Source organism: Allobosea sp. WAO (genome assembly GCF_001509835.1).
Classification (GTDB): domain Bacteria; phylum Pseudomonadota; class Alphaproteobacteria; order Rhizobiales; family Beijerinckiaceae; genus Allobosea.
The window spans coordinates 406,762-424,094 of sequence record NZ_JXTJ01000007.1 but is presented as its reverse complement, the minus strand read 5'-3'; the positions used below and the strand labels follow the sequence as shown (position 1 = coordinate 424,094).

General features: G+C 66.6%; 17 protein-coding genes. 10 read left to right on the top strand and 7 right to left on the bottom strand.

Annotated features, from left to right (window positions below; translation table 11 throughout):
- The first annotated feature begins 2 nt into the window (after positions 1-2).
- Positions 3-713: a DNA polymerase III subunit epsilon gene (gene dnaQ, locus DK26_RS14415; RefSeq protein WP_066473537.1), complete on the top strand. Its 711-nt coding sequence runs from the start codon at positions 3-5 to the stop codon at positions 711-713.
- Positions 714-722: 9 nt separating this feature from the next.
- Here the strand turns inward: dnaQ and DK26_RS14410 are convergent, their stop codons facing one another.
- Together DK26_RS14410 and secB are read right to left on the bottom strand one after the other, a co-directional pair.
- Positions 723-1,466 carry a TerC family protein gene (locus tag DK26_RS14410; protein ID WP_066473535.1) on the bottom strand — a complete coding sequence of 248 codons (744 nt, stop codon included), beginning with the start codon at positions 1,464-1,466 and terminating at the stop codon, positions 723-725.
- 164 nt (positions 1,467-1,630) lie between these two features.
- A complete protein-coding gene (gene secB, locus DK26_RS14405; protein WP_248309969.1) occupies positions 1,631-2,131 on the bottom strand; it encodes a protein-export chaperone SecB in 501 nt (166 codons plus the stop codon).
- 254 nt (positions 2,132-2,385) lie between these two features.
- Between secB and DK26_RS14400 the strand changes: the two genes are divergently transcribed.
- The 5 genes from DK26_RS14400 to DK26_RS14380 are packed head-to-tail and all read left to right on the top strand — an operon-like array spanning position 2,386 to position 6,274.
- On the top strand, positions 2,386-3,114 hold the full coding sequence (locus tag DK26_RS14400; RefSeq protein WP_066473531.1) for a Tim44/TimA family putative adaptor protein: 729 nt from the start codon (positions 2,386-2,388) through the stop codon (positions 3,112-3,114).
- Positions 3,111-4,280, top strand: a complete 1,170-nt coding sequence (locus DK26_RS14395; RefSeq protein WP_157089651.1) for an MltA domain-containing protein — start codon at positions 3,111-3,113, stop codon at positions 4,278-4,280. The genes DK26_RS14400 and DK26_RS14395 overlap by 4 nt, the downstream gene beginning before the upstream one ends.
- Positions 4,281-4,284: 4 nt before the next feature.
- Positions 4,285-4,848 carry a Smr/MutS family protein gene (locus tag DK26_RS14390; protein ID WP_066473528.1) on the top strand — a complete coding sequence of 188 codons (564 nt, stop codon included), beginning with the start codon at positions 4,285-4,287 and terminating at the stop codon, positions 4,846-4,848.
- Entirely contained in the window at positions 4,845-5,219 is a 375-nt protein-coding gene (locus tag DK26_RS14385; RefSeq protein WP_066473526.1) for a helix-turn-helix domain-containing protein, read from the top strand. Before DK26_RS14390 ends, DK26_RS14385 begins: the two co-directional genes overlap by 4 nt.
- Positions 5,220-5,275: 56 nt before the next feature.
- Positions 5,276-6,274: an adenosine kinase gene (locus DK26_RS14380; protein WP_066473524.1), complete on the top strand. Its 999-nt coding sequence runs from the start codon at positions 5,276-5,278 to the stop codon at positions 6,272-6,274.
- Between the two features lie 94 nt (positions 6,275-6,368).
- Here DK26_RS14380 and hemA read toward each other — a convergent pair whose 3' ends face one another.
- Positions 6,369-7,580 (bottom strand): 5-aminolevulinate synthase, encoded by a 1,212-nt coding sequence (gene hemA, locus DK26_RS14375; protein WP_066473853.1) that lies wholly within the window; start codon positions 7,578-7,580, stop codon positions 6,369-6,371.
- Between the two features lie 171 nt (positions 7,581-7,751).
- On the opposite strand from hemA, the gene DK26_RS14370 reads away from it, so the two are divergent.
- Positions 7,752-9,383 (top strand): aromatic amino acid ammonia-lyase, encoded by a 1,632-nt coding sequence (locus DK26_RS14370; RefSeq protein WP_066473522.1) that lies wholly within the window; start codon positions 7,752-7,754, stop codon positions 9,381-9,383.
- A 138-nt stretch (positions 9,384-9,521) separates the two neighbouring features.
- Here the strand turns inward: DK26_RS14370 and DK26_RS14365 are convergent, their stop codons facing one another.
- The 3 genes from DK26_RS14365 to rpsO form a co-directional block, all read right to left on the bottom strand.
- Positions 9,522-10,157 carry a pyridoxamine 5'-phosphate oxidase family protein gene (locus DK26_RS14365; RefSeq protein ID WP_066473514.1) on the bottom strand — a complete coding sequence of 212 codons (636 nt, stop codon included), beginning with the start codon at positions 10,155-10,157 and terminating at the stop codon, positions 9,522-9,524.
- Positions 10,158-10,299: 142 nt separating this feature from the next.
- A complete protein-coding gene (gene pnp / locus DK26_RS14360) occupies positions 10,300-12,468 on the bottom strand; it encodes a polyribonucleotide nucleotidyltransferase (protein ID WP_066473511.1) in 2,169 nt (722 codons plus the stop codon).
- A 259-nt stretch (positions 12,469-12,727) separates the two neighbouring features.
- Entirely contained in the window at positions 12,728-12,997 is a 270-nt protein-coding gene (gene rpsO, locus DK26_RS14355) for a 30S ribosomal protein S15 (protein ID WP_066473509.1), read from the bottom strand.
- A gap of 231 nt (positions 12,998-13,228) precedes the next feature.
- On the opposite strand from rpsO, the gene DK26_RS14350 reads away from it, so the two are divergent.
- Genes DK26_RS14350 through ligD form a run of 3 tightly spaced genes read left to right on the top strand, consistent with a single transcriptional unit; the run spans position 13,229 to position 16,890 of the window.
- Entirely contained in the window at positions 13,229-13,465 is a 237-nt protein-coding gene (locus tag DK26_RS14350; protein WP_066473505.1) for a hypothetical protein, read from the top strand.
- A complete protein-coding gene (locus DK26_RS14345) occupies positions 13,465-14,340 on the top strand; it encodes a Ku protein (RefSeq protein WP_066473503.1) in 876 nt (291 codons plus the stop codon). The genes DK26_RS14350 and DK26_RS14345 overlap by 1 nt, the downstream gene beginning before the upstream one ends.
- A gap of 18 nt (positions 14,341-14,358) precedes the next feature.
- Positions 14,359-16,890, top strand: a complete 2,532-nt coding sequence (gene ligD / locus DK26_RS14340; RefSeq protein ID WP_066473502.1) for a DNA ligase D — start codon at positions 14,359-14,361, stop codon at positions 16,888-16,890.
- On the opposite strand, the gene DK26_RS14335 is transcribed toward ligD, so the two are convergent.
- A complete protein-coding gene (locus DK26_RS14335; protein ID WP_198162335.1) occupies positions 16,891-17,262 on the bottom strand; it encodes a helix-turn-helix domain-containing protein in 372 nt (123 codons plus the stop codon). It abuts the gene before it with no gap.
- Positions 17,263-17,333 lie beyond the last annotated feature (71 nt).

Sequence of the window (17,333 nt, the reverse complement as noted above, 5' to 3'; positions counted from 1 at the left end):
ACGTGCGCGAGATCGTTCTCGATACCGAGACCACCGGCGTCGAACCACTGAAGGGCGACCGCATCGTCGAGATCGGCTGCGTCGAGCTCGTCAACCATTGCCCGACCGGCCGCAACTATCACATCTACATCAATCCCGAGCGGAACATGCCGGACGGTGCCTTCAGGGTGCACGGGCTGTCCGAGGCGTTCCTCTCCGACAAGCCGGTCTTCGCGGCCGTCGCGGGCGAATTCGCTGCCTTCATCGCGGATGCCAAGCTGGTCATTCACAACGCCGCCTTCGACGTCGGCTTCATCAACATGGAGTTCGGCCGGCTCGGCATGCCGCCAATCGTTCCGGCGCTTGTGGTCGACACGCTCGCCATGGCACGGCGCAAGCATCCCGGCGCCAGCAACAGCCTCGATGCGCTCTGCTCGCGCTATGGCATCGACAACAGCCGCCGCACCAAGCACGGCGCGCTACTCGATTCCGAAATTCTGGCTGAAGTCTATATCGAGCTGATCGGCGGCAAGCAGACCAGTCTCGGCCTGGGTTCGGAACTGGCCGGAAGGCCGGGCGCCGGTCCGGCCGCCGCCATCGAGCGGCCGGTCAGGGTGCGCCCCTTGGCGCCGCGGCTCTCGGATGAGGAGCGCGCGGCGCACGAGGCCTTTGTCGGCAAGTTCAAGGCCGCGCCACTCTGGCGCGGCTATCTCGGCCTGGCCGAGGAAGGGTGAGGCGAGGCCTCAGCTTCCCTTGCGCCGGTCGGCCCGGCGCGAGAGCATGTTGAGGCCTTCGATCAGGGCCGAGAAGGCCATGGCGGCGTAGATGTAGCCCTTGGGCACATGGGCGCCGAAGCCTTCGCCGATCAGCGTGCCGCCGATCATCAGGAGGAAGCCGAGCGCCAGCATCACGATGGTCGGGTTCTTGTCGATGAAGCGCGCCAGCGGGTCGGCAGCAAGCAGCATGACCAGCACCGCAACGACGACGGCGATGACCATCACCGGGATGTGATCGGTCATGCCGACCGCGGTGATGATGCTGTCGATCGAGAAGACGAGGTCGAGCAGCAGGATCTGGAAGATCACGCCGCCGAAGGTCACCGCGGCGGCCGAGCCGCCCTCGAACATGTCGGGCCCGTGATTGGGGTCGACCTTGTGGTGGATTTCCTTCGTCGCCTTCCAGACCAGGAACAGGCCGCCGGCGATCAGGATGATGTCGCGCCAGGAGAAGGCCTTGCCGAACACCGAGAATATCGGGGTGGTGAGCTGGACGATGATGGCGACGGTCGAGAGGAGGGCGAGGCGCAGGATCAGTGCCAGACCGATGCCGATCTTGCGGCCGCGCGAGCGCTGATGTTCCGGGAGCTTGTTGGTCAGGATCGAGATGAAGATCAGGTTGTCGATGCCGAGCACGACCTCCATTGCGATCAGCGCCCCGAGAGCCGCCCAGACAGTGGGATCGGCGGCTAGTATCATCAGGGCGTCCATAGAAACTCCGGCAAGATTTTGAACCGGGCCTTCCGGGACGGAAGGCGCTTCGGTCATGCCGAGATGGGCGGCCCGAGCGCCGTTGCAAGGCGCAATCCGCACGCTGGTCACAAAAAAAGAGCCCTTCCGGGCTCTTTTCGTAGCAGTTCCTGTGTGCTTGCCACTCAGGAGGCCGGCGTTCCAGCCGCCGGCTGCTGGCTCTGCAGCTCCTCGAGCCGCTGGCGATAGAGCGCCGCAAAATCGATCGGATCGATGTAGAGCGGCGGGAAGCCACCATTGCGCACGGCATCGGCGACGATCTGGCGCGCGAAGGGGAAAAGCAGGCGGGGGCAGTCGATCATCACCACCGCATGCAGCTGCTCCTGCGGCACGCCGAGGATACGGAACACGCCCGCATAGCTCAGCTCGAAGGCGAACAGCGTCTCGTTGTTGGCGGTCGCCTTGCCTTCCAGGGTCAGGATCGCTTCGAACTCGGTCTCGCCCACTGCGTTCGCGGTGACGTTGACCTGCAGGCCGATCTGCGGACCCTGCTGCTGCTGGCCGGTGAGCGAGCGCGGCGCGTTCGGGTTCTCGAAGGAGAAGTCCTTGATGTACTGGACCAGCGTGTTGAGGCTCGGCCCCTGCTGGTTGGCGTCGCCCGCGCCATTGCCGTTTTCGTTGGCCATCGGTCCCATCGTCTTCTAGGCGGCCCTGACGGAAACTCCGCACTTTGGCGGAAACTGTCCGCCGTGCCGCGAGCGCCGGACTCGCGTCGGCTATCATGGCGGCCGTGCCGGCACAAGCTAAGGCTCTCTGAGAATGCTTGTCGCAGCCGGGGGGTGGATGTTACGAGCCTCAGTCACCATATCCCGCCGGGGTGTGGTGCAATGGCCGTGCGCCCGCTGGCGAAGATGTCTTTCAAGGTTCGGATCAGCCGTCGATGCAAAATCTCGATATGACGACACTGGTCTTCCTGGCCCTGGCGGTTTTCGTCGCCTGGAAGCTGCGTTCCGTGCTCGGCCAGAAGACCGGGCATGAAAAGCCGCCGACCGACCCGTTCCAGCGACGCGAAACGCCGCCGCTGCGGCCCGACCAGGCGCCGCAGGGCGATGCGCGCCGCGACAATGTCATTCGCCTGCCCGGCGCGGCCAATGATCCGACCGCCGATGAAGTGCCCGCTGCCGACCGCTGGAAGGACATCGCTCCGGCTGGCTCGCCGATCATTGCCGGCATCGAGGAGATCGCTCGTCAGGAGCCCGGCTTCGATCCGCGCGGCTTCCTCGGCGGTGCCAAGGCCGCCTATGAGACGATCGTCACCGCCTTCGCCCGCGGCGATCGCAAGATGCTGAAGGGTCTGCTCGCCAAGGAAGTCTATGAAGGCTTCGAGCAGGCGATCAGCGAACGCGAAAAGCGCGGCGAGAAGGCCGAGTCGAACTTCGTCTCGATCGACAAGGCCGAGATCACTGCCGTCGACGTCAAGGGCAAGACCGCTCAGGTCACCATCGCCTTCGTCTCCCAGCTGATCAGCGTCGTCCGCGATGCGCAGGGCAATGTCGTCGACGGCAGCGCCGACAGCGTCTCCGAGGTCAACGACGTCTGGACCTTCTCGCGTCAGCTCGGCAGCCGCGATCCGAACTGGCTGCTGGTCGCGACCGAATCGGCCGCGTGATCCGTGCCGCCGGTCTCGTTCTGGGGCTCTGGGCCGCAGGCGTATCGGCAGTGACGGCCAGCGCCCCACCCGTTCCCGCCGGCGCCCGCATCGAGCCCGTCATGGCCGGCGAGATCGCCGGCTGGACGCAGGACGACCATCGTGTGGTGCTGCGTCTCTTCGCTCAGGGCTGCGAGACCGATCCGCCGCTACGCCAGGGCGTCAGGCCTCCGCCCGGTCTGTCCACGCTCTGCGCCGAGGCTGCCGCCCTGCTGAAGGCCGGCGAGCCCGACCGGGCGACTGCCCGAAAGTTCTTCGAGGATCGCTTCGCCTTCTGGCGGGTCCGCCCGGCCGAGACGTCGCGCGGCTTCATGACCGGCTATTTCGAGCCGGAGTTCGAGGGCTCGCTGACGCAGAGCGCCGCCTTCCCGACGCCGCTCTACGGCCGCCCCGCCGACCTCGTCACCAAGATGCCTGGCGATGACTGGCCCGGTTTCGACCCGGCTTTGTCCTCGGCCCGGCGCGGCAAGCGCGGCCTCGAAGTGTTCCCAGATCGCGCCGCGATCGAGGATGGCGCGCTGGACGGCCAGGGTCTGGAAATTCTCTGGATGCGTGATCCGGTCGACCGTTTCGTGCTGCAGGTCCAGGGCTCCGGCCGGATCCGCCTGCCGGACGGCAAGGTCACCCGGCTGGTCTATGCCGGCCGCAACGGCCATCCCTACACCTCGCTCGGCCGCGAGCTCAGCCGCCGCGAGAACATCCCGCCGGCAGAGATGACCATGGACCGGCTGATCGCACGGTTGAAGGCCGATGCCGGTTTTGCCCGCGAACTGATCCGGCTCAACCGTTCCTTCGTCTTCTTCGCCCGCCGCGACGATCTCCCGCCCGAATCCGGGCCGATCGGCGCTGCCGGCCTGCCGCTGACACCATTGCGCAGCATCGCCGTCGACCGCACGGTCTGGCCCTATGGCACGCCGGCCTGGATCGCCGGCGAGATTCCTGACGGGACGGGTGGTTCGGAAGCGCTGTCGCGCTTCGTGCTGGCGCAGGATACCGGCTCGGCCATCCTCGGCCCGGCCCGGATCGACCTGTTCGTTGGTTCCGGTGCGGAAGCGGGCCATCGCGCGGGCCTGATCCGCCATTCCTTCGACCTGATCGTGCTCTGGCCGCGCGGGCGGGAGCGCTGAGGCGATGCCGCGCCGCCGTGGCAAATTGCTGTCCGAGGCCGAGATCGCGCTCTGGCGCCAGGTCGCGCGCACGGTGACGCCGCTCGCCGGTCGCAAGCCGGTCGAGGCGGAGCCCGAGCCCGAGATCCCCGTGCTCCAGCCCGAGCCACCGCGGCGGGCGCCGGCCGTGGCCGCGCCAAAGGCAATCACGGCGAAACCCGCCCCTCCGCCGCTCGCGCCGCTGGAAAGGCGGCTGCGTACCCAGCTGCGCCGCGGCCAGCAGAGCGTCGAGGCGGCGATCGATCTTCACGGCATGCGCCAGGACGAGGCACATGCCGCCCTGCGCGGCTTTCTGCGCGTCCAGCAGATGCGCGGAGCCAAGCTCGTCCTGGTGGTGACCGGCAAGGGCGGCGCCGGCGATTTTGCCTTCGGGTCGGAACGCGGCGTCCTGCGCCGCAACGTCCCGCATTGGCTCAGCCTCGCCGATCTGCGCCCGCTCGTGCTCGGCTTCGACGAGGCCGAGCAGCGCCATGGCGGTTCGGGCGCGCTCTATATCCGCCTGCGCCGTCCCCGCGGACCGCAATCATGACGCCCTATGGCCGCCGGGTCCGGGAACTGCGTGCCGCGCGCGGCGTCACCCTGGCGCAGATGGCACACGCCCTCGGTGTCACCCCGGCCTATCTCTCGGCACTGGAGCACGGCAAGCGCGGCCAGCCGACCTTCACCCTGATCCAGGGTGCGATCCATGTCCTCGGCATCATCTGGGACGAGGCCGACGAGCTGATCCGGCTCGCCGATCTCTCGCATCCGCGCGTCACCGTCGACACCGCCGGGCTGGAACCGGAAGCGACCCTGTTCGCCAACCGGCTCGCCCGCGAGATCGAATGGCTCGGCCCGTCCGATCTCGCCGCGCTGGCCTCGATCCTCGACAGTGCCGCCCGCCGCCGCGGCGGTGCTTGACCGGACCTGCGCTCAATGCGACACGCCCGCCCATCCTTCAACTTCCGGAACGCCTCATGACCTCCAAGCGCTACGACGTGCTCGCTCTCGGCAATGCCATTATCGACGTCATCGCCACGGCCGAGGAGGACTTCCTCACGGGCCACGGGCTGGTGAAGGGCTCGATGGCCCTGATCGACGAGGCACGGGCCGAGGCGCTCTACGCCGCCATGGGGCCCGGCAAGGTCATTTCCGGCGGGTCGGCCGCCAACACCATTGCCGGCCTCGCCTCTTTCGGCGGCAAGGGCGCCTTCATCGGCAAGGTCAAGGCCGACCAGCTCGGCGGCCTCTACCGGCATGACCTGACCTCGCTCGGCGTCGCCTTCGATACGGCGGCTGCGACCGACGGGCCGGCGACGGCGCGCTCCTTCATCATCGTGACGCCCGATGGCGAGCGCACGATGAACACCTATCTCGGCGCCTGCCAGGGCCTGTCCCCGGCGGATGTCGACCCCGCTGCGGTCGAGAACGCCGACATCGTCTATCTCGAAGGCTATCTCTGGGATCCGCCGGCGGCCAAGGACGCCTTCCGCAAGGCCTCCGAGATCGCCCACAAGGCCGGCGGACGCGTCGCCATCACGCTCTCGGATTCCTTCTGCGTCGACCGTTATCGCAGCGAGTTCCTGGGCCTGGTGCGCAACCGCATGGTCGATCTCGTCTTCGCCAACGAGCACGAGCTGAAGAGCCTCTACGAGACCTCGGATTTCGATACGGCGCTGGCCGGCCTGCGCGCCGAGAACGTGCTCGCCGTCGTCACCCGCTCGGAGAACGGCGCACTTGCGGTCACGCCTGAAGGCATCGTCGCCGAACCGGTCTTCCCGATCGAGCGCCTGGTCGATGCGACCGGCGCCGGCGATCTCTTCGCCGCGGGCTTCCTGTTCGGCCTGACCTCGGGCCGCGAGACCCGCGACTGCCTGCGTCTCGGCGCCCTCGCCGCGGCTGAGATCATCAGCCATGTCGGCGCCCGGCCGGATGTCGGCCTGAAGACGCTCGCCGGCAACAACGGCCTGCTCTGAAGAGGTTCGTCCGGCACGACCGCCGGACCTGCGACGACAAGAAAAAGCCCGGGCCGCAAGGCCCGGGCTTTGTCATTTCGGAAGCTCCTGCCGTTCAGGCGGCGCGCTGCAATCCGAGCGCGCCCCAGATCGTGCTCAGCGCCTGCACCAGGGTCTCGATATCCTCGTCCGAATGCAGCGGCGTCGGCGTGATCCGCAGCCTTTCGGTACCGCGCGGCACGGTCGGGTAGTTGATCGGCTGGACGTAGATCGAAAAGCGCTCGAGCATCTCGTCGCTGATCTGCTTGCAGCGCACGGCGTCTCCGACCATCACCGGCACGATATGGCTGGGGTTCGGCAGATGCGGGATGCCGGCCTCGTCGAGGCGCCGGCGCAGGGTCTGAACCCGGTCCCGCTGGCGGTCGCGCTCGACCGAGCTCGTCTTGAGATGCCGGATCGCGGCGAGCGCGCCGGCGGCGAGCGTCGGCGGCAGCGAGCTCGAGAAGATGAAGCCGGAGGCGAAGCTGCGTAGATAATCGCAGAGCGCTGCCGAGCCGGTGATGTAGCCGCCCATCACGCTGAAGGATTTTGCCAGCGTGCCCTCGATCAGGTCGAGCCGATGGCTCAGGCCGTCGCGCTCGCTGATGCCGCCGCCGCGGGGGCCGTAAAGGCCGACGGCGTGGACTTCGTCGATATAGGTCATTGCCCCGAATTCCTCGGCGATGTCGCAGAAATCGGCGACCGGGGCGATGTCGCCATCCATCGAGTAGACGGATTCGAAGGCGATCAGCTTCGGACGGGCCGGGTCCATCGCCTGCAGCTTGCGGCGCAGATCGGCGGCATCGTTATGGGCGAAGATCGCCTTGTCGGCGCGCGAATGCCGGATGCCCTCGATCATCGAGGCGTGGTTGAGTGCATCGGTCAGGACGATGCAGCCCGGAATGCGCGAGGCCAGTGTCGAGAGCGAAGCCCAGTTCGACATGTAGCCGGAGTTGAACAGCAGCGCGCCTTCCTTGCCGTGCAGGTCGGCGAGCTCGCGCTCCAGGAGGACATGGTAGTGATTGGTGCCGGCGATGTTGCGCGTGCCGCCGGTGCCGGCGCCGCAGCCGTCGATCGCCTCGTGCATGGCCTTCAGCACCACCGGGTGCTGGCCCATGCCGAGATAATCGTTCGAACACCAGACGGTGACCTCGCGCGGCCCGCCGCCGCCATGGAATATCGCGCGCGGAAACCGTCCGGCGCAGCGTTCCAGATCGGCGAAGACCCGGTAGCGGCCCTCCTTGCGGAGCTGGCTCAGCTCCTCGCGGAAAAAGCTCTCGAAATCCATCGCAACCTCCTGCGCCGCCTTCATTGTGCATTGCGCGCCGCAGGTAAAGGCGCAGCAATGTCGCGGGCCGGCCTGGGAAAGCGCGCGCAAGCGCCGACACCGGACCGCTAACAGCTTCCCATTTCCTGCGATCCGGTTCTAGATCGGGATCAACTGAAACGGGGACAGGCCATGGCCGTAACGATCGATGGACGCACGCTGAAGGGCAAGCAGGTGGTGCGCGTGGCGCGGCCCGGAGCCTCCGGCCGCTATGAGAAGGCGAGCCTCGCCCCTGCCGCCCGCGCCGCCATCGCCGCGACGCGAGCGCATATCGACGCGAACTTCATGAACGACGAGGCGCCGTTCATGTATTCCTTCAACACCGGTGTCGGCCTGTTCAAGGACCAGCGTGTGCTGATGTCGGAGATGACCGAATATCAGCGCAAGAGCGTCTATGCCCATGCAACCGGCGTCGGCGAGCCGTTCGCCGAGGACGTCACGCGCGCCACCATGCTGCTGCGTGCCAACGCCTTCGCCTCGAACTATTCCGGCCCGCAGGTCGAGCTGGTCGAGCGGCTGCTCGTCTGCCTCAATGCCGGGGTCCACCCGGTGATCCCGCAGAAGGGCTCGGTCGGCGCCTCCGGCGATCTCGCCCCGCTCGCCCATATGGCGGCCGCGGTCTGCGGCTTCGCGGAGGCCGAGGCGCTCTACAAGGGCAAGCGTATGCCGGCGCGCGAGGCGCTGGCCAAGGCCGGTCTCGCTCCTGATTTCCCGCTCGACGCCAAGGATGCCTCGGCGCTGATCAACGGCTCGACCGTCTCGCTCGCCCTCGGCGTGCTTGCGACCGAAGACGCCAGGCGTCTGATCAAGGCGGCCGATATCGGCCTTACGCTCTCGCTCGAGGCGATGCGCGGAGAGCTCGCCGCCTTCGACCCGCGCGTCCATGCGGCGCGCCCGCATCCCGGCCAGGCGCTGGTCGCGCGCAATGTGCTGAAGCTGACGCAAGGCTCGAAGCGCTGCTCGGCCTCGGCGCGCGAGACGATCTATCCCGACGAGATCGGCCGCACGCCCGGCAAGCCGCCGGCGCCGCGTGTGCAGGATGTCTACTCGCTGCGCTGCGCCCCGCAGGTCCACGGACCGGCGCGCGAGGCGCTCGACTATGTCTCCCGCATCATCGCGACCGAGACCAACTCGGCCACCGACAACCCGCTGATCTTTCCGTATGGCGGCGGCTACGAGGTGATCTCCGGCGGCCATTTCCACGGCCAGTATGTGGCCCAGGCGATGGATCTGCTGGCGATCTCGATGACCGATCTCGGCTCGATCTGCGAACGCCGGCTCGCCCGGCTGATCGACCCGACGCTGAGCTACGGCCTGCCGCGCAACCTGCTCGCGGGCAAGCGCGGGCTGAATACCGGCTTTGCCACCGTGCAGTGTTCGCTCTCGGCGTTGGTGATGGAGAACCGCACTTTGTCTTCGCCGGGCTCGGTCGATTCGATCCCCGGCAAGTCGAACGCCGAGGATCACGTCTCGAACTCGACCTGGTGCGGCCGCAAGGCTCGCACCGTGGTCGAGAATGTCGAGATGATCATCGCCGGCGAGATCCTGATGGCTTGCCAGGCGCTGTCGCTGATCGCCGAGACCGCCAAGGACCATCCGCTCGGCAAGGGCACGCAGGCGGCGCTGGACGCGGTGCGCGAGACGATCCCGCCCGCGCTCGACGGCGATCGCTGGTACGCGGCCGAGATGAACCAGGCGACGGCGCTGGTCCGCTCCGGCGCGATCGTCGAGGCGGTCGAGGCGGCGGTGGGGGGCTTGGAGTAGGGTCGAAGCTTCGCCTCTTTCGTCATGGTCGGGCTTGTCCCGACCATACACGCCTTCACTTCAATGCCCGTGTCCGGTGTCCAAGACGTGGATGCTCGCCACAAGGGCGAGCATGACGGCGCGGCTATTAAACGGTGCTCAGTACAACGTCGCCTTGACGCGCTCCGGCAGTGCCTTGTCATAAGCCTCGCCATCGAAGGTCTCGACCGCCGGCGCCCGCGCCGTGATCTCGCGCAGCATTGTGCCGGCGCTCGGCAGGCTGCGCTTGTCGACCTGCACCGCCGGGTTCCAGAGATCGGCCCGGACGACTGCCCGTGAGCACTGGAAGTAGACCGACTCCACCGAGACGACCATGACGCAGGCGGGCAGCTTGCCGGCCATGTTGAAGCGCGCGCACAGCTCGGGATCGCTCGAAAGCGTCGCAGTGCCGTTGACGCGCAGGGTTTCGCCGTAGCCGGGGACCAGAAAGAGCATTCCGATTCGATCGTCGAACAGGATATTCTTGAGCGAATCCAGACGGTTATTGCCTCTTCGATCGGGAATCAGCAGCGTTTTGGCGTCGCTGACCGTGACAAAGCCCGGCAGATCGCCGCGCGGCGAGCAATCCAGCCCATCCGGACCATTGGTTGCGAGCACGAAAAACGGCGAGGCGGCGATCAGCGCCGCATAGTTCGCGTCGACGTGATCGATCTCCTTGAGGAGCGAGGCCGGTGCGACCGGGTTCGGATAGAGCGAGGCGAGCTGGTCCAGCGAGGTGATGCGGTGGGCGGTCATGCCGGTCTCCGAGGCAGATAAGTCTAGACTATTTGAGTTCGCTGCGTCGCACCAGAGAAATCGCCAAAAGAAAACGCCCCCCGCATCCTGCGATGCGGGGGGCGTCCTGATTCACGTGAAACGCTTCGAGGCGCTTCAGACCTTACTCGGCCTGCTGCTTCTCGCGGCTCTTCTCGGCATCGCGGGCGGCCTTCAGCTTCTCGGTGATGTCCTCGCCGGTCTGCTGGTCGACGACCTTCATCGAGAGGCGGATCTTGCCGCGATCGTCCTGGCCGAGGAACTTGACCTTGACCTTGTCGCCTTCCTTGACGACGTCCGAGACCTTCTGGACGCGCTGGGCGGCGAGCTCGGAGATGTGGACGAGACCGTCCTTGGCGCCGAAGAAGTTCACGAAGGCGCCGAACTCCATGATCTTCACGACGGTGCCGTCATAGATCATGCCCGGCTCGGCCTCGGAAACGATCGACTTGATCCACTTGATCGCGGCTTCGATCGACTTGCCGTCGGCCGAGGCGATCTTGATGGTGCCGTCGTCTTCGATGTTGACCTTGGCGCCGGTCTTCTCGACGATCTCGCGGATGACCTTGCCGCCGGAGCCGATGACTTCGCGGATCTTGTCGACCGGGATCTTCATCGTCTCGATGCGCGGGGCATACTCGCCGAGCTGGGTGCGCGAGGCGGACAGCGCCTTGCTCATCTCGCCGAGGATGTGGTCGCGACCGCCCTTGGCCTGGCCGAGGGCGACCTTCATGATCTCCTCGGTGATGCCCGCGATCTTGATGTCCATCTGCAGCGAGGTGATGCCCGCGGCGGTGCCGGCGACCTTGAAGTCCATGTCGCCGAGATGGTCCTCGTCACCGAGGATGTCGGAGAGCACCGCAAAGCGCTCGCCTTCCAGGATCAGGCCCATGGCGATGCCCGCGACCGGCGCCTTCAGCGGCACGCCGGCATCCATCAGCGCCAGCGAGGTGCCGCAGACGGTGGCCATCGAGGAGGAGCCGTTCGACTCGGTGATCTCCGAGACGACGCGGATCGTGTAGGGGAACTCCGCCTTGGCCGGGAGCATCGGGCGGATGGCGCGCCAGGCGAGCTTGCCATGGCCGATCTCGCGGCGGCCGGGCGAACCCATGCGGCCGGTCTCGCCGACCGAATAGGGCGGGAAGTTGTAGTGCAGCAGGAAGGTTTCCTTGTAGGTGCCTTCCAGCGAGTCGATGAACTGCTCGTCATCGCCGGTGCCGAGCGTGGTCACGACCAGCGCCTGGGTCTCGCCGCGGGTGAACAGCGAAGAACCGTGGGTGCGCGGCAGGATGCCGGCTTCGGCGACGATCTTGCGCACCGTCTTGACGTCGCGCCCGTCGATGCGGATGCCGTCGTCGAGGATGTTCCAGCGCACGACCTTGGCCTGGGCTTCCTTGAACTGGCCGCCGACCTGCTCCTTGGTGAAGGTCGTCGTGCCGTCCGGCTCGGCCGAGACGAGGGCCTGGACCTTGGCCTTGGCGGCGTCGATCGCCTTGTAGCGCTCGGCCTTGGTGGTGATCTTGTAGGCGGCGCGCAGGTCGGCATCGACCAGCTTGAGGACAGCGTCGAGCACGACCGAGTTGTCGGCCGGCACGTAGTCGCGCGGCTCCTTGGCGGCCTTCTCGGCCAGGCGGATGATCGCGTCGATCACCGGCTGGAAGTGCTTGTGGCCGAACATCACGGCGCCGAGCATGATCTCCTCGGAGAGCTCCTTGGCCTCCGACTCGACCATCAGGACGGCGTCCTGCGTGCCGGCGACGACGAGGTCGAGCGCCGATTCCTTCACTTCGTCGATCAGCGGGTTGAGCTTGTAGGCGCCGTCGAAATAACCGACGCGGGCAGCGCCGACCGGGCCCATGAAGGGCACGCCGGAAAGCGTCAGGGCGGCGGAGGCCGCGACCATGGCGACGATGTCGGGATCGTTCTCCAGATCATGCTGCAGCACGGTGCAGATCACCTGGGTGTCGTTCTTGTAGCCTTCGGCGAAGAGCGGGCGGATCGGCCGGTCGATCAGGCGCGAGACCAACGTCTCCTTCTCGGTCGGGCGTCCCTCGCGCTTGAAGTAGCCGCCGGGGATGCGGCCGGCTGCGAAGGTCTTCTCCTGGTAGTTCACGGTCAGCGGGAAGAAGTCGAAGCCCGGCTTCGGCTCCTTGGCCGAGACGATGGTGGCGAGAACCACGGTCTCGCCATAGGTGGCGAGCACGGCGCCGTCAGCCTGGCGGGCGACCTTGCCGGTTTCGAGCACGAGCTTGCGCCCGCCCCAGATCAGCTCTTCGGTTTGGATGTCGAACATGGATTTTCTTTCGGTCGGATGCGATCCGCCCCGCGCCCTTTGGCCCATGGGCAAGACGGCAAAACGCTCGGTCGTACAGTTCAGCCGCGCCCGAGCGCTCGGCGATCCTGCCATGGGCGTCGGCGACGCCCGGTGGATCATGCGGAAAGCCGCCCCATGCGGCCGCCGCATTCAAGAAGGGTAATGCCGCACCATTGCGGCCGGCCCCTTGAAGAACCGCCCGGAGCGACGAGGCACCGGGCGGGAATTCATCTGGCGATCAGCGGCGGATGCCGAGCTTCTCGATCAGCGTGCGATAGCGGCCTTCGTTCTTGCCCTTGAGATAGTCGAGCAGCGAACGGCGCTGGGAGACCATCTTGAGCAGGCCGCGACGCGAATGGTTGTCCTTGTGATGGGACTTGAAGTGGCCGGTCAGATTGTTGATGCGCTCCGTCAGGATCGCGATCTGGACTTCCGGCGAGCCGGTGTCGTTCGGCTTGGTGGCGTGTTCCTTCACGAGCGCGGTCTTGCGCTCAGCAGTGATCGACATCGTGCTTTCCTTTGGTTCGAATGTTGATCTGGCGGGCCAGGCCGGGATGTCGTCCAGCAAGGTCCGAAGCCCGCATCGCCTCATCGCGGAGAGGATGCGCCGCCGGCACCTAGGGCCGGCTGGGTGCGGCATATACACGAAAACGCCGGAAAGGCTAGCGGCACGCACCGGAACCTTGGTCCGCCCCGCCGGTTGACGCTGAGCCAGCCAGTACTCGGGGGACACAGCATCATGCGCCACCTGCCGAAGGACCGCCTCATCGCCGCGCTCGGCGCCCAGCTCCTGGCGGAGCGCGAGACCCGCGATGCCTTGCGCGAGGTCATCGCTAATGGCCAACTTGATCGCGAAGTCTTGCTCGCCATCCTTGCCGACCCCGTGCCGGTCGTCACCAGCGACGAGCTCGCCCGCGCCGAGGCCTGGCTGCGCGCGCTGCCGCCAGCCCTGCCCACAAGGCTGAGGGCGGCGTGATGGCCCCGCGTCCGGCTTGGAAGGGTTATCTCAAGCTCTCGCTGGTCTCCTGCGCCGTCGAGCTGACCTCGGCGACCGACCATAGCGAGAAGGTCTCCTTCCGCGTCATCAATCGCCAAACGGGCAACACCGTCCGGCGCCAGTACATCGACAGCGTCAGCGGCAAGCCGGTCGATCCCGATGATGAGGTCAAGGGCTACGAGATCGGCAGCGACGAATACCTGCTCGTCGAGGAGGACGAGATCGACGCCGTCCAGATCGAGAGTTCCCACACCCTCTCCATCGAGCAATTCGTCGATCGCGCCGCGATCCCGCAGGTCTATTTCGACCAGCCCTATTATCTCAGCCCCTCCGACGAGGTCTCGGAAGAGGCCTTCGCGGTGATCCGCGAGGCGATGGCCAAGCAGAAGAAGGCCGGTATTGCCCGCATCGTGCTCTATCGCCGCGAGCGGCCGGTGATGATCGAGCCCTTCGACAAAGGGCTGCTGCTGACCACGCTGCGCTACGACAAGACCGTGCGCCAGCCGGACGAGGTCTTCGATGGGCTGCACAAGGGCAAGCTCGACCCGGAACTCGTCGATCTCGCCACGCACATCATCGAGAAGAAGCAGGCCAAGTTCGATCCGAGCGGCTTCGAGGATCGCTATGAGGAGGCGCTGCTGGCGCTGATCGAGGCCAAGCGCAAGGGCAGGAAACCGCCGGTCGCAAAGCCGGCCGAACGTCCCACCAATGTCGTCAACCTGTTCGAGGCGCTGAAGAAGAGCCTCGGCGAGGAAGACGACGCGCCGCGCAAATCCTCGTCTGCCGTCAAGAAGCCAGCGAGCGGCAAGTCGACGAAGAAGGCCGCCGCTGCCAAGACCAGGAAGAGTGCCTGACCCGCCGCGGAGGGCGCCATGGCCAATCTCGACCTCTACCGTTCGAAGCGGGATTTTTCGCGGACACGCGAGCCGAAAGGAGCGGCTGCGCGCCGCCGGAAGGTGAAGGACGGTGGCATCTTCATCGTTCACAAGCACGCGGCCCGCCGTCTCCATTACGATCTCCGGCTGGAGCATGGCGGCGTGCTCTGGTCCTGGGCGGTGACGCGCGGCCCAAGCCTCGACCCGGCTGAGAAGCGTCTCGCGGTCCATGTCGAGGACCACCCGCTCGAGTATGGCGGCTTCGAGGGCACGATTCCCGAAGGCGAATACGGTGCCGGCTCAGTCATCATCTGGGACGAGGGCAAGTGGATCCCCGAGGGTGATCCCGCTCGCGGCATGGAGAAAGGCCATCTCGCCTTCACGCTGGAAGGCCAAAAGCTAGGCGGCCGCTGGCATCTGGTCAGGCTGAAACCGCGCCGCGGCGAGAATCGCGACAACTGGCTGCTGATCAAGGTCGATGACGATTTTGCCCAGGACGACGAGGATATCCTCGAAACCGCGCCGGATTCGGTGATGTCAGGCAGGAGCGTCGAAGACGTCGGCGAGGATCCCGCAGGCGAGGTCTGGTCGACCGACGAGAAGCCTGCGAAAGGGCGCAAGCCCCGAGGCACCAGGTCCAGCATGGCAAAGTCCAAGGTACCCGGCCGCCCCGCGAAGCCCGAAGGCGAGCCGCTGCCGCGCTTCGTCGAACCCTGTCTCGCGACTTTGCAGGACAAGCCCCCGGCCGGTGAGCACTGGCTGCACGAGGTCAAGTTCGACGGCTACCGGCTGCAGGCGCGGGTCTCCGGCGGAAAGGTCAGGCTGCTCACCCGTACCGGACTCGATTGGACCGATCGTTTCGGCGACCGCATAGCCGCTGCTTTGATGGCACTTCCCTGCGAGACGGCGCTGATCGACGGCGAGGTCGTGGCGCTGGGCAAGGATGGGATTTCCTCCTTTTCGGCGCTTCAGGCCGCCTTGTCGGAGGGCGAGACTGCGAACCTCGTCTTTTATGCCTTCGACCTGCTTCATCTCAACGGCGAGGATCTGCGGGCGGAACCGCTGCTCGCCCGCAAGGAGCGGCTGGAGGAACTGCTGCAGGAAGCGGGCCCCGACGCTCCTCTGCGCTATAGCGAGCACTTCGTCGAGCCGGGCCAGACCATGCTGCGCCATGCCTGTCGCATGGGGCTCGAGGGCGTGGTCTCGAAACGGGCCGACGCGCCCTATCGCAGCGGCCGGGGCCGTGACTGGATCAAGTCGAAATGCACGCAGCGGCAGGAATTCGTCATTGCCGGCTATGTCCCATCCAAGGCGTCGCGCAACCAGCTCGGCTCGCTGGTTCTGGCCTTTCACGAGGATGGCGCCCTGAAGCCGGCTGGCCGCGTCGGCACCGGCTTCACCCGAAAGTCGGCCGCGGAGCTGAAGAAGCGGCTCGACGCGATCGCCGCCGAATCCGCGCCTTTCGAGGGGGCGGCGGGGCGCGAGCGTGGTATCGTCTGGGTGAAGCCTGAACTCGTCGCCGAGATCGCCTTCGGCTCCTGGACGGCCTCGAAGACGCTGCGGCACGCGGCCTTCCTAGGCCTGCGCGAGGACAAGCCGGCCGGCGACGTGATCGAGGAAAAGCCAGCCAGCGCCGGGGCGGACAAGCCTCGACGCGCGAGGACCGGGCGCAAGGCCAGGCCCGAAACCACCGTGACGCTGAGCAATCCCGACAAGCCACTCTGGCCCGATATCGGCTTCACCAAGCAGGATCTGCTCGACTACTACGCCAGTGTCTGGGAGCGCATGGCGCCCTTCGTCGTCGAACGTCCCTTGAGCCTGCTGCGCGCGCCCGACGGTGTGGGCGGACAGGTCTTCTTCCAGAAGCATGCTGGCGCTGGGCTGCACAAATCCGTGGCCCGGATGAAGGACAAGGATGGCGAGGAGCTGCTCTTCATCCGCAATTTCGACGGTCTTGCCGCTTTGGTCCAGCTTGGCACGGTCGAGATCCATCTCTGGGGTGCGCGGGTCGAGACGGTCGAGACACCCGATCAGGTGATCTTCGATCTCGACCCCGACAAGGGCGTGCCGATGGAGCGGGTGCGCGCGGCGGCGCTGACGGTCCGCCAGCGCCTTGACCAGCTCGGCTTCGAGAGCTTCCTCAAGACATCCGGCGGTAAGGGCTTCCATGTCGTCATGCCCTTGAAGCCCAAGGCCGGCTGGGACGAGATCAAGGCGTTCGCGCGCGACTTCGCCAAGGCGATGGAGCAGGCCGAGCCGAAGCTCTACACTGCGACCTTGTCGAAGCAGGCGCGGCGCGGCCGCATTTTCATCGACTATCTGCGCAATGGCCGCGGTGCGACTGCGATCGCCCCGTTCTCGACCCGCGCCCGTCCTGGCGCCGCTGTCGCCATGCCGGTCGCCTGGGAGATGCTGGAGAAGGGCCTCGCGCCCGATGCCTTCAAGGCGCCGAAGGTCATGGAGAACGGGCCGCCCGAGGACGCCTGGGCGCGCTTCTTCAGCCCGAAACGCGCTCTCAAGGGCCGCTGATCAGGCGGCAACCTCGCCGCGATCATAGCGCCGCTGCGCATCCTCGACCTCGCCGATATGCTCCTCGGCCCAGCGCGTCAGCTCCGCGACCGTGCCCGCCAGCGTCCGCCCGAGCGGCGTCAGCGCATATTCGACCGTGACCGGCACGGTCGCGAAGGCGCGGCGCGAGATCAGCCCGTCGCGCTCCAGGCTCTTCAGCGTCTGCGACAGCATCTTTTGCGAGATGCTGTCGATCCGCCGGCGCAGTTCGTTGAAGCGCAGCGTCTCCTGCTCGAGCAGGATCAGGATCAGCACTGCCCATTTGTCACCGATCCGGTCGAGCACGCGCCGGGTCGGGCATTGGGCGTTGAATGGGTCGGGGCGCTGCAGCATGGCGGTTTCCGATAGGTGACCTTGTGCGGCGAAAGTGCCTTCTTGAGTAAAAATCGCACAGGCGCCATCTG